Raw genomic sequence first — 11627 nt, 5'->3', positions numbered from 1 at the left:
CACGCGTTCGTCGGCATCAAGTACCAGCACCCACGGATACTTCGCTTGCGGGATGGCCCAGTTCTTGAAATCGGAGAAATCGACCAATTCGCGCTCGACGGTCCGGCAGCCCAGTTGCCGCGCGATCTCCAAAGTGCCGTCGGTCGAGCCGGAATCGGCCACGAGAATCTCGTCGGCGATCGACCTAGCCGACTCGATGCAGGGGCGGATATTCAGCCGCTCGTTCTTGGCAGGGATGAGGACGGTGAGCACGGGAGTCGGAGGTCGGGGTTGGAAGTCGAGGTCGGAAGGCGGCTCCGTTAGCCCCGCCGCTCGCGGCGGGATGGCGCATATTGGACAGTGGAGGTCGTGCTCCGCATGCCGGCGCTGCGAGCCGAGGGAGGTCATTATCTCGGATTGCCGAAGGATACCAGTGCTGGCGCGGCGAAACCAATAGCAATTCGTGTCACATGGCCACGCGGCGGACAACCCTGGACCGGCCGGCGCTGAATTTTGCGCAGCCTTCGCAGAGCCGGTAATCGAGGCAAACCGGCCATCTGGAAAAGTCAGGATTTGCGAATGTCCGTCCCCGCTCGGAAGCCCTCCCGTCGCTTAAACATCCGAGGATTTTTTTTGACAAGGCCCCCGGCCGAGCGATATGCTGAATAGTCTGGATTCTGAACGAGGCGCCGGCCGGTTTCATCTCTCAAGCCAACTATCTTTTCAAGGGCTCGGCCATGTTACTGCAAGACATTCTCCGCCAAAAAGGTTCCGCCGTTCACACGATTCGTCCCGAGGCGACGCTCGACGACGTCGTGCAGACGCTAGTGCGTCACAACTGCGGCTCGCTCGTCGTCACGGCGGCGGATTCCTCGTCGTCGATGCTCGGCATCATCACCGAGCGCGACATTCTCAAGGCCTGCGCCGCCAAGCGCGCGCCGCTCGATCAAGTCCGCGTAAGCGAGGCAATGACGACTAAAGACGTCGCGATGGGCACGCCCGCCGACTCCGTCGAAGAGACGATGGGCACGATGACCAATCGCCGCATTCGCCATCTGCCAGTCGTCGCCGACGGCCGTTTGATCGGCATCGTTTCGATCGGCGACATCGTCAAGGCCCAGCACGACCACCTGACGATGGAAAACCATTACCTCAAGACCTACATCCACGGCGAAGTCGATACGCCGCTGACCGACTCGGCAGTTTTCGCCAAGCCGCGGTGATCGGATTTTGGATTGCCGATTTTGGATTTTGGATTCAGCGTCCGCAGGCGGAATTGTAAACGGCGGGATGGTCCGGGGTTGGAGTTCACCTCCGCAATCCAAAATCGCAAATCCAAAATCGAAGCCCGCTATCGCCCGACCGTCCGCAGTTCCTTCGGCAGCGGGAAGTAAACTTCTTCTTCCCGGATCGAGCGCGGCTCGACGGTGGCCGAGAACTTGTCGCGTAACAAAGCCACGCATTTTTCGACTACCGATTCCGGCGCGCTGGCCCCGGCAGTAATTAGCACGGTCTCGTCGCCGCGGAACCACGTCAGGTCCAGATCGGCGGGGCCGTCGATGAGATGGGCGCGAACGCCCGTTTCCATTGCCAGCTCGGCTAAGCGTTGGCTGTTCGAGCTGTTCTGGCTCCCGAGCACCAGCGCGATGTCGGCCTCGCGGGCCAATTGCCGAACTGCTTCCTGGCGATTCTGCGTCGCGTAGCAGATGTCTTCCTTCGGCGGGCCGACGATCTCCGGGAACCGCTCCTTCAAGCGGCCAATGATCCGGTTGGCGTCGTCCACCGAGAGCGTCGTCTGCGTGAGATATGCCAGCTTCGTGCCGGTCGGAAAATCGAGACGATCGACTTGCTCGGGAGATTCGACCAGCACGAACGCCTCTGGGGCCTCGCCCATCGTGCCGACCACTTCGTCATGCCCGCGATGGCCGACGAGGAGAATCGTATACCCCTGCCTGGCAAAGCGGACCGCCTCGAGATGCACCTTGGTCACGAGCGGGCAAGTGGCGTCGATCGTCTTCAGCCGCCGCTCGGCCGCCAATCGCCGCACCTCGGGCGACACGCCGTGAGCCGAGAACAGCAGCCGCGAGCCTTCGGGCACGTCGGCCAAGTGATCGACGAATATGGCGCCTTGCGAGCAAAACCGCTCGACGACGTGCCGATTATGGACGATTTCGTGATAGACGTAAATCGGCGTGCCGAAAATCTGGATCGACAGATCGAGCGTGTCGATCGCCATGTTGACGCCGGCGCAAAACCCGCGCGGGCCGGCGAGAAGGATTCTCATGCGCAGTTCTCCGAATTCATCCTTGCTCGCGCGGATCGGTTCGCAAGCGAACCGGCTGACGAGCGATTACTCTGCTCCGATCTCCGACCTCCGCCCTACATCATACTCGCCGCGAGCGATTCGAGGAATTTGGCCAGCGTCTCGGAAGCGGCGAGCGACGACTCGTAGGCATTCCAGAGGGCCTTGATCGCGGACGGGCGGCGCACGAGCGAGCCGGCGACGGCCCCGATCCGCTGCGCGGCCGTTTTGCGGCTAGTGAGCCGCTGGATTTCCGGCGGCAGTTCGTCATCGACTGCGTCTACTATGACTCGAACCGCGGAAAATGGGACGTTTTCACCGCGGCATACTCTCGCCACGGTGAGTGATTGCCCGTCCGCCGCCAGCGCACCATGCTCCTGGCCGAGCAATCGTTTCTCGGCGGGCCGGCGGACAGGTTGCTCGAACGTCAGCAGCCGGCCGACGTGCAGACGCGGCGTGGCGGACAGCAGATTCCGATCCAGGGTCCGGTCGAGCGGCAGCAGCTCTCGCGTGACCCCGAGAATACTGTCGGCCACGATCAGATCGCCGCGCTCGAGCCGGTCGGTCAGGCCGCTGGCAAATCCGGCGGCGACGACCAACCGCGGCGAATGTCCGTGAACGAGGGCCTCCACCGCAAAAACCGTTTGTTGGGATTTCGCTCCGGAGATCATCACGGCCACATTGCGGCCATGAAGCGCTCCCTGACGCAGGACGAATCCATCGCCGCGCAACGTGATAACGCAGGCCAGCCGGTCCTCGAAGCACCCCGACTCCAGTGAATTGGTCACAACGATTCCCAGATCGCAGCGGCGCGAGCGGCTCGCCGAGGGCGGGTGAGAACCAGCCGGCTCCGCGGCCGAGTTGGGGTCGGGATCGCTGGCCATGTAATCCCTCTCATCGGCCTACGGCCGAAACTTTCCCGACTTCCGCGTGTTTAATTCTTGCGGGCCGCCGGCCCCGACGCTGGCAGCGTCGGCCACATGCCGCGCGATGAACGATTGCGATTCTAGCCGCGGTTGGCGTCGGCCGCTACGAAGAAGTCGTGGAAGCGTGAACAGATTCGAGTGTGCGATGGGTTATTCCGGGGCGAAAGCCGAGTGAGGAGTGGAACATGTTGGCAACGAGATTGGGTTTGGCGATCATTGCCAGTGCAATGCTGGCCGCGGTTTGCTGGGTGCCGGCGCCGGCAGCGGCGGAAGCCGGAAATGGAAAGAACAAGGAGCACAAGGCGCATGGCCGGGTGGTGTCGGTGACGGTCTCTGCGGATGGCAACGGCACAATCACGATTGAGGCACACAAGCGCGTGGTCAATGGTGCGACGGTTGTGCCACCCGAGGTAGTCACGACGACATTCCAGGTCGGGCCGAGCACGGTGTACGAAGCGGCGACCGCCGCCGGCATGAAACCAGTCACGCTTGCCGCGATCCACAAGGGTGAGCACGTCGTGATCGAAGCGACGAGCGACACTGCCGACAAAGTGGCCATCGTGCCCCACAAGCACCACAAGAAAGTGGTGGCCGCGGTCGTGAATTAGCGTCTCAAATCGGCAACGTGATTTTGAAGATTGCTCCGCGCCCGTCGGCGCTTTCGGCGTCGATGCGGCCGCCGTGCTGATTCACGATGCGCCAGCATTTGGGCAATCCCATTCCCAGGCCGCGCCCTGCTTCGCGGCCGGAGAAGAAGGGATCGAAAATGTGCGGCCGGACCTCCGGCGGGATGCCGGGACCGGTGTCGGAAAGGAGGATTTCGGCGACCTCGCCGCTCGCGGCAGCCGGTTTGACGGCGCGCCCCGCGCCGCGGCGGACCTCGATCTCGATCCGTCCGCCCTCGGCGAGCGCTTCGAGCGAATTGGTCACGAGCGCCTTGAGCGCGATGCGCAGATGCACGGGATCGACGCCGGCCACGAGCGCATCCGAACTCCCCTTACGCATGAGCTGGGTGTGCTGGACGGCGGCGTCTTCCGACATTTCATCGATCACGATCGCCACGAACGCCGAGAGATCGACCTCGCGGCGCTCCATCCGCGGAGGCCGCGCGAAGAGCATCACGTCGGCGATCATCTCATGGGCGCGAAAAGCCTGGCTGTTGATGGCCGCCAGGCGGCGGCGGCGCTCCGGATCGCGCTCGTCTTGCAACAGCGTCTGTGCTCGGGCCGAGATGTTGGCCAGTGGATTGTTGATCTCGTGGCTCGCGCCGTAGGCGAATTCCTTGAGCGCGTCGAGCTTGGCAGTCTCAACCGCCGCTTGAAAATCCGTCTCGAGTTCATCCAGTCGCGCCAATCGCTCGCCGAGCGCGGGCAATTCAGGCGCGAGTTCGGCCAACACGCCCGAGAGCCGCCGCGCAGCCGGTTCGGCATCGCCGAAGGCCGAAAGTAGCTCGGCCGCCTCGCGCGCGGCCGCCGCAAGTTGCTCGATTAGCTCGCGCTCGTCCACGGGCACATAGCGGAACTCGCAAGAATTCCGATGGTAGGGCTGAATTCTTGCGAATCCAGCTACAGTCCAATTCATCAAAAAAGCCCACGGGCGACACCCCGTGGGCTTGGTGCATATTTCAAACGTTCGCGATCAAACCGCTCTCGCGGAGCCGGCCGTCACCGTCTCGACATCGAGCAGATGACAAATTCGGTCGACCAATTGCTCGACCTCGAACGGCTTTTGGAGGAAATCGTTCGCCCCGGCCACCTTGAGATCATCGACCTTGTCGGCCTCGATCATCCCCGAGATGCAGATGATCCGCACGTCGTCCATCGTCGAGTCGCTGCGCACCCGCTGGCAGACTTCCTTGCCGTTGATATCGGGCAGCATTACGTCGAGCACGATCAGGTCGGGCCGATATTCCTTGACCATCATCCCGGCGTCGAACCCGTTGTTCACCGCGCGCAGTTCGAATCGGCCGTCGCGCTCGAGGACATCGACGATCAATTCGACGAGTTCCTCGTCGTCGTCGACGACCAGAATCTTTCGCTTGCCGCTCTCCAAGGCGTCGGTCGGGATGCCGTTGTCCCGCATGAACGAAAAGAGCTGATCGCGGGGGATGCGGCGGAAGCGGCTCCCCGGCACGCGGAACCCCTTCAATTGCCCCGAGTCAAAACAGCGGATAATGGTTTGCTGGCTAACCTTGCAAATCTTGGCCGCTTCACCCGTCGTAAACACAGTCTTCATCTGCGAACCACCCCTCTCCCTAGCCGATGGTGCAGCTAGTCTAAGCGGGACCCTCGAAGCTGCCGATCCACGGACAAGCCCGAAGGTTCCTAGTCCTCCGTGTCACGCTAGACATGATCCTTCACCAACCCGACGGAGGGGGTGATGAAGAAACTCTCGCATCTGATCCCGAAAAAACTGGGCAATTCGACAATTCTCGCCTGAATTACCGAATTTGCCATCGGCACCAAATTATAGCCATCTTCTATATTGAGTCAATATCGACTTAATCGACGCAACCACCAAACAACTAACATCTTACGCAAATCAAGCGGTTTCTCAGAGTTTTCACCGCAACGTGCTCGGCAGCCATCGACCGCCCTCCAATTCAACCCAGAATAGTTCTTTACCCAAAACCGGCCCCTGAGAAAATAGCGATTTTCCCGAAATTCGCAGGTTTGGAGTAGCTGAATCAGCGATTGCCTTCGAGATGCACCAGCAAGAGCGCGATATCGGCTGGTGTAATGCCGCTGATTCGCGCGGCCTGGGCAAGGCTCACCGGTCGAATGCGAGTTAATTTCTCGCGCGCCTCGGTGCGAAGCTGTGCGATACCCGCGAAGTTGAACTCGGACGGAATCCGTTTGTCCGCCAACCGCTTTTGCCGCGCGACGTCGATCTCCTGGCGAGCTACGTAGCCGGCGTATTTCACGTCATATTCGATTTGCAGCGCCGCTTCGCGTGAAATCGCCGCCAGCTCCGGCGCTTGGGCGACCACGTCAGGCCAGGTCGTTTCCGGCCGCCGCAAGAGCCGCAGCAAGTTGGATTCTCCGGCACGGGTCAATTCTAGTACGGCAAGCGCCGTGACGATCTCTGCTTCTTTGGCGGCCAGTCGCTGCCAGCGCGCGGCGTCCACCAGCCCGATCTGCCGGCCGAGCGGCGTAAGCCGTCGATCGGCGTTGTCTTGCCGCAGCGAAAGTCGAAATTCGGCCCGGCTGGTGAACATGCGATAGGGCTCATCGACGCCGCGCGTCACCAGGTCGTCGATCAGCACGCCGATATACGCCTGCTCGCGGCCCAGCACCATCGGGTCAATGCCGCGCACGGCCAGCGCCGCGTTGATCCCCGCCATCAAGCCTTGCGCGCCCGCCTCTTCATAGCCGGTCGTGCCATTGATCTGCCCGGCGAAGTAAAGCCCCGCGACGCGCTTCGTTTCCAAACTGGGCCACAACTGCTCGGGCGGAGCGTAGTCGTATTCCACCGCGTAGCCGTAGCGCATGATCTCGGCTCTCTGCAGGCCGGGAATCAGACGGAACATGGCGTCCTGCACGTCGCGCGGCAGGCTTGTCGAGATTCCGTTGACATAGACCTCGCGCGTGTGGCGCCCTTCCGGCTCGAGAAAAAGCTGGTGCCGATCCTTATCGGCGAACCGCACGACTTTGTCTTCGATCGAGGGGCAATAGCGCGGCCCGCGCGATTGGATTTGCCCCGAGTACATCGGGGCGCGGTGCAGATTGGCGCGGATCAGATCGTGCACCGCGTCGTTCGTGTATGTGATCCAGCAGGGGACCTGGGGCGCGGGAAGCGATTCGGTGAGAAACGAAAACGGCTGCGGCTCGTCGTCGCCAGGCTGCAATTCAGTCTGCGAAAAGTCGATCGTGCGGCCGTTGAGCCGGGCCGGCGTGCCGGTCTTGAATCGTCGCAGCTCGAAGCCAAGCCGGCCCAGCGCCCCGCTGATGCCGGCGGTCGTTCCTTCGCCGGCGCGGCCGCCGGGAGTCTTCGTCTCGCCGGTGTGCATGATGGCTTGCAGAAACGTGCCGGTAGTCAGAACCACGGCGCGAGCGCGATATTCGGCATCGCCGCGGACGCGAACCCCAACGACGCGCGGCCGCCCGCTGATTTCTTCGGTGAGCAGGTCTTCCACCGTCTCCTGCCGCAGCACAAGATTCGGCTGCTCCTCGACGATCCGTTTGACTTCGAGCTGATAGAGCTTCTTGTCGGCCTGGGCCCGCGGACTGTGCATCGCGGGACCTTTGCGGCGATTGAGCAGGCGGAATTGGATGCCGGTGGCGTCGATCGCGCGGCCCATGGCGCCGCCCAGCGCGTCGATCTCGCGAACGATCTGCCCCTTCGCCACGCCGCCGATCGCCGGATTGCAGCTCATCTGAGCGACGGTGTCGCAATTGGTTGTTAGAAGCGCCGTGCGAGCACCGAGCCGGGTGGCGGCGAGCGCAACCTCAGTGCCGGCGTGTCCTGCGCCGATGACGAGGACGTCGTATTCGTAAAGGGCCGAGGGCATGACGCCCATCATACGGCGGATTAGGCCCAGTGCAAAAGACCGGCGGAGTGATGCGACCAAACAATTCGGGTGGCCCAGCTCGATGGTTTTTCACGCCGCCAGATCGATTGGCCCGTGCGGGCAGCGGAGTTTGAAGAGACTGAAAACCTCTTGCTGCGTGAGACCGGAGTGGAGGTGGGGCGCCGTGTCGGAAAAGATCGTGTCGAAGATTTCGCGCTTCTCTTCGAGAATCTGGTTGATCCGCTGCTCGATCGTGTCGAGCGTGAGAAAGCGGCAGACGGTGACCGGCCCCGCCGCGCCGATCCGATGGGCCCGATTGATCGCCTGGTCCTCGACGGCCGGGTTCCACCAGCGGTCGAAGAGAAACACATAGCCCGCGAACTGCAAGTTGAGCCCGACCCCGCCGGCCCCATAGCTGATCAAGAGCACGTGCCGCCGTGGATCGTCGCGGAATTGCTCAATCACGGCGTCGCGCTTGCGCGACGGGATTTGCCCGTGATACTCGAGTGTGCCGAAGCGCCGCAGCCGGCGGCCGAGCGCTTGCAGCGATTGCACCCATTGGCTGAAGACGATCGCCTTCTGGCCGCTGGCCGCGACCTCTTCCAGATCGGCCGCCAAGCGCTCCAGCTTGGCGCTTTCGCCGGTGGCCGGATCGAAATTGCAGATTTGCTTGAGCCGCAGCACCAACTCGAACACATGATGGATCGTGGCCTCGTCTCCCATCTCGGTGAGCCGCAGCACTCCCTCGTCTTCGGCAAGTTCGTAGGTCTGACGCTGTTCGGGCGTGAGTTCCAATTCGGCATCGCGAAACAGCTTCGGCGGCAGGTCGGTGAGCACCTTGTCTTTCGTCCGACGCAGCACGTATTCGCCGGCTGCACGCCCCATGCTCCGCGGTTTCATGTCGGGCGATAGATGCCCCGGCGCGACGAACTCGAAGATGCCGACCAGATCGTCGGGACTGTTCTCGACCGGAGTGCCGGTGAGCGCCCAGCTTCGCGTCCGCGAGATCGAGCGCACCACTTGGCTCGTCGTGCTGTTGCGGTTCTTGATTCGCTGTGATTCGTCGAGCACGACCAAATCGAAATGCAAGCCCGAATCGACCACCATCCGCCGGTCGCGGTTCAGGGCCTCGTAATTCGCGATCTTGATCGGCGCGTCGGGCAATTGCCATTGCCAGCGGCGCTTTTCCTGCTCCCCTTCGATCACGGCCAACGGGAGTTCGGGCGCCCACAGGGTAAACTCGCGCTGCCAGTTGGTCACCAACGGTTTCGGGCAGACTAACAGTACGCTCCGCATCTCGCCTGAATGGATTAGCAGGCGGATTGCCGTGATCGCTTGCATCGTTTTGCCCAACCCCATTTCGTCCGCCAGCACCGCCGCCACGCGCGGAAAGAGAAAGGCGACTCCCTCGAACTGATAAGTAAACGGCACGAACGGGAAATGCAGCGCCGAATCCGTCAGCAGCGTCTCGAGCGACGGCTGCAAGACATAGTGCAGCCGGTCCTTCAACTTCACGATGTCGCCGGGAGGCTTGAACCGAGTGCGAGAGGGGCCGGAGGCTAGAGGCCCGAGGCCAGGGCCCGGGCGACCGGCTTCGCCGCTCGGTGGCTGGCCGCTCTCAATCGCCAGCGCGGCCTTCACCGACGCGTGCGGAAATGTAAACGTGTGCGTCTTGATTTGCAATCGGTTGAGCGGAACCGACAACACCTCCGGCCGGCTGTCGGCGAGATCCATCGTTGCTAAATCAGGTTGCAGTCCGGAATTGAAATCACTTCGCGCTTGGGATTGCGTCGTGACCTCGGCGTTCGGCAGTTCAATCGAGAAGATCTGCATCGGCGGGCGCTCTCAAATCGCGATCCCAAGGTTTCAAATCGAAAGCCGATTCATCGCCCGCCGCGCTGCGCTTCTTCGAGCGCTTCGCGGATGCGGGAGAAGGGTTCGGCCAGATCGAACAGGTCCTCGAACGGCGCGAGCCGCTTCAAGATGGTCGAGCGGTCGGCATCGCGGTCGGGCGGAACGGCCAGCCGGTTGCGGCCGATCTGGAAAATCTGCAATTGCGGCCAACCGCTATGCGCCGAGTCAATCCGCAACCGTGGTGTTCGCAGCCCGTCGTCATCGCCCGGCGCGGCTGCTATCGTGGCCGCCGCTGCTAGCGGCGGGACCGGGGACGGTTCGCCGCGCGCCCCGTCGTTTTCCGGCAAAACTAACGCCACGGGCGCGCTGACCAGCGGTCGCAAGGCCAGCGCTGGGCGCAGATCGGTGCAGATCACCAGCGGCTGCGCAGGCGATTTGGCGACCAATGCCTGCCCTATCTGTTCACCGTAGAGATACGGTTCGAGCGTCGGGCCATAAAGAATCTGTTGGGCGCGATTGGGCTTGATCGGCGCCGTGCAATGGAATTCCAGCGGCCGGCCCGCGCTGTTCAGCACCAGATATCCGCCCATCAAGCCATGCTGAGCATGTTCGAGCACGGTCAAAAAGCCGAGCGCCGGCTGCGACTTCGCGTCATCGACGGGCATCCACAAATCCTCGGTGTTTCACAATCGACAACGCTGCCGCCCCGCCCGAAAATCGCTCGCCCGAATTGGCCCTCAATTGACAATCGGGCCGCGTCGGAATGGACTTGAGGGGGCAGGGCCCAGACGGCGAAGTCCAGGGGCCAAGGGAAAGATGCGGCGACTTTGCGGGCGCGGCCACCACGTCAACCGCTGGCCCAAAGGGCGAGCGAGGCGGCGACCGCGTAAGTGGCGAACCCTCGCTGGCGCGGTGAGCTGGTGCGCGGTTCCCGAGTTGAACAAGTGCTAGGTCATGTTTCTACTTTCTTCTAGCTGGCAATTTCAAAGACCTTTAACTACACTGAGCTAACTGCCCAAGTCGCGATTCATCCCGCAAGTGTCCGTGATTGGCTGGAAAGGAATTGGATTCTCCATGACGAATAACGCTCGTTCGAGCACTCCGCTGTACACGCAGGTTGATATCGCGCCTTCTTCTTCTCCTCCGACGTTGACGCCGATGTGCGCCGCCGACGAGCAGACGAGGCTGTTGCGCGATCTTCTCGCCGCTCAGGATCGACAGAACGAATTGCTCGAAGAACTTATCTCGCAGTTTAGCGCAGCGCAGCGCCAGCGAAACACGGAACTCGGGCAATGGAAGCAAGCCAACCCGCGGTTGGCCAAGGGTTGCCGGATGGCCGCGGAGGCGCTCAGCAAGGTGCAGGCGGAGTTTCTCGAATCGCTGACGGACGAGGTCAATTCCAACGCCGAGGAATTGCTCGACGGCGATTTCGTGCTGAACGAGTTCATCGACCGTTTCGGACCGCGGCTGGCCCATCTGAACGGCGTGATTCAAGTGCTTGCCCAGTTGAGCAGCGCCCCGAACCCGACGAACAGCACGTGACGGCGCCGTCGGCGAGATTTCGGGGCTGAATTCGCCAGTATTCAAGTAGAGTGCGTCAAGTCTGCGCCGACGCACCGCGATATCGAAGCGGGTTCCGGTGCGTCAGCGCTTCGCTCGACACACCCTACCTGCCTCGCGCTTGACCGCAATTCTCCAGCATGCCTATAGTTCCAACGCGGGCCCATGCGATAATAACTCTGGGATCGCAGGCCAACTTGTGCTGGGGAGATTCATTTGAAACGCAATCATCGGATCGCCAAAGCGGCCCTGTTGGGTTTGGCCTTCGACGCCAAAGACGGCCACAAACGGATCACCAAGGGGGATAATTTCCTGCTCTGCGGCGGCTCCGAGGAGACCCACGCCGTGATGCAGGAGACCGCCATTAAGATCAACGAGCAGCTCACCCAGCGGGGCCAACGGCTGGAAGAAGTCTCGCCGGGCGAACTCCGCGATATTTGCCGCGAAGTCTGGAAATAGCGTGGTCTTCCGCACCCGGCGAGTTCTAGTTTGATTT

At 62.1% G+C, this 11627-nt stretch carries 12 protein-coding genes; 4 read left to right on the top strand and 8 right to left on the bottom strand.

Annotated elements, in window-relative coordinates; genetic code table 11:
- Positions 1-252: glycosyltransferase (locus tag VGY55_04575; GenBank protein ID HEV2969243.1), on the bottom strand; the 252-nt coding region annotated here is incomplete at its 3' end.
- Positions 253-716: 464 nt separating this feature from the next.
- Between VGY55_04575 and VGY55_04570 the strand changes: the two genes are divergently transcribed.
- A complete protein-coding gene (locus VGY55_04570) occupies positions 717-1202 on the top strand; it encodes a CBS domain-containing protein (protein HEV2969242.1) in 486 nt (161 codons plus the stop codon).
- A gap of 128 nt (positions 1203-1330) precedes the next feature.
- Here VGY55_04570 and ispH read toward each other — a convergent pair whose 3' ends face one another.
- Together ispH and VGY55_04560 are read right to left on the bottom strand one after the other, a co-directional pair.
- Positions 1331-2263: a 4-hydroxy-3-methylbut-2-enyl diphosphate reductase gene (ispH, locus tag VGY55_04565; protein HEV2969241.1), complete on the bottom strand. Its 933-nt coding sequence runs from the start codon at positions 2261-2263 to the stop codon at positions 1331-1333.
- A 95-nt stretch (positions 2264-2358) separates the two neighbouring features.
- Positions 2359-3165, bottom strand: coding sequence for a hypothetical protein (locus VGY55_04560; GenBank protein ID HEV2969240.1), 807 nt, complete (start codon positions 3163-3165; stop codon positions 2359-2361).
- A 227-nt stretch (positions 3166-3392) separates the two neighbouring features.
- On the opposite strand from VGY55_04560, the gene VGY55_04555 reads away from it, so the two are divergent.
- Positions 3393-3815 (top strand): hypothetical protein, encoded by a 423-nt coding sequence (locus VGY55_04555; protein ID HEV2969239.1) that lies wholly within the window; start codon positions 3393-3395, stop codon positions 3813-3815.
- Positions 3816-3819: 4 nt separating this feature from the next.
- Here VGY55_04555 and VGY55_04550 read toward each other — a convergent pair whose 3' ends face one another.
- The 5 genes from VGY55_04550 to VGY55_04530 form a co-directional block, all read right to left on the bottom strand.
- Positions 3820-4788: a HAMP domain-containing sensor histidine kinase gene (locus VGY55_04550; protein HEV2969238.1), complete on the bottom strand. Its 969-nt coding sequence runs from the start codon at positions 4786-4788 to the stop codon at positions 3820-3822.
- 57 nt (positions 4789-4845) lie between these two features.
- Positions 4846-5442, bottom strand: coding sequence for a response regulator (locus VGY55_04545; protein HEV2969237.1), 597 nt, complete (start codon positions 5440-5442; stop codon positions 4846-4848).
- Positions 5443-5893: 451 nt separating this feature from the next.
- Complete coding sequence (mnmG, locus tag VGY55_04540) at positions 5894-7717, bottom strand: tRNA uridine-5-carboxymethylaminomethyl(34) synthesis enzyme MnmG (GenBank protein HEV2969236.1); 1824 nt, start codon at positions 7715-7717, stop codon at positions 5894-5896.
- A gap of 90 nt (positions 7718-7807) precedes the next feature.
- Positions 7808-9451, bottom strand: a complete 1644-nt coding sequence (locus tag VGY55_04535) for a DEAD/DEAH box helicase (GenBank protein ID HEV2969235.1) — start codon at positions 9449-9451, stop codon at positions 7808-7810.
- A 149-nt stretch (positions 9452-9600) separates the two neighbouring features.
- Positions 9601-10236, bottom strand: a complete 636-nt coding sequence (locus VGY55_04530) for a hypothetical protein (protein HEV2969234.1) — start codon at positions 10234-10236, stop codon at positions 9601-9603.
- A gap of 409 nt (positions 10237-10645) precedes the next feature.
- Between VGY55_04530 and VGY55_04525 the strand changes: the two genes are divergently transcribed.
- Positions 10646-11113, top strand: a complete 468-nt coding sequence (locus VGY55_04525; GenBank protein ID HEV2969233.1) for a hypothetical protein — start codon at positions 10646-10648, stop codon at positions 11111-11113.
- A gap of 234 nt (positions 11114-11347) precedes the next feature.
- On the top strand, positions 11348-11590 hold the full coding sequence (locus VGY55_04520; protein HEV2969232.1) for a hypothetical protein: 243 nt from the start codon (positions 11348-11350) through the stop codon (positions 11588-11590).
- The last annotated feature ends 37 nt before the right edge of the window (positions 11591-11627 follow it).

Source organism: Pirellulales bacterium, from assembly GCA_035939775.1.
Classification (GTDB): Bacteria; Planctomycetota; Planctomycetia; order Pirellulales; family DATAWG01; genus DASZFO01.
This window is presented reverse-complemented; position numbering and strand designations above follow the sequence as displayed.

Excerpts from the sequence above, each read along its gene's own strand:
- VGY55_04570 (HEV2969242.1), top strand. The coding sequence starts at position 717 with ATGTTACTGCAAGACATTCTCCGCCAAAAAGGTTCCGCCGTTCACACG.
- ispH (HEV2969241.1), bottom strand. The coding sequence starts at position 2,263 with ATGAGAATCCTTCTCGCCGGCCCGCGCGGGTTTTGCGCCGGCGTCAAC.
- VGY55_04560 (HEV2969240.1), bottom strand. The coding sequence starts at position 3,165 with ATGGCCAGCGATCCCGACCCCAACTCGGCCGCGGAGCCGGCTGGTTCT.
- VGY55_04555 (HEV2969239.1), top strand. The coding sequence starts at position 3,393 with ATGTTGGCAACGAGATTGGGTTTGGCGATCATTGCCAGTGCAATGCTG.
- VGY55_04550 (HEV2969238.1), bottom strand. The coding sequence starts at position 4,788 with ATGAATTGGACTGTAGCTGGATTCGCAAGAATTCAGCCCTACCATCGG.
- VGY55_04545 (HEV2969237.1), bottom strand. The coding sequence starts at position 5,442 with ATGAAGACTGTGTTTACGACGGGTGAAGCGGCCAAGATTTGCAAGGTT.
- mnmG (HEV2969236.1), bottom strand. The coding sequence starts at position 7,717 with ATGCCCTCGGCCCTTTACGAATACGACGTCCTCGTCATCGGCGCAGGA.
- VGY55_04535 (HEV2969235.1), bottom strand. The coding sequence starts at position 9,451 with ATGGATCTCGCCGACAGCCGGCCGGAGGTGTTGTCGGTTCCGCTCAAC.
- VGY55_04530 (HEV2969234.1), bottom strand. The coding sequence starts at position 10,236 with ATGCCCGTCGATGACGCGAAGTCGCAGCCGGCGCTCGGCTTTTTGACC.
- VGY55_04525 (HEV2969233.1), top strand. The coding sequence starts at position 10,646 with ATGACGAATAACGCTCGTTCGAGCACTCCGCTGTACACGCAGGTTGAT.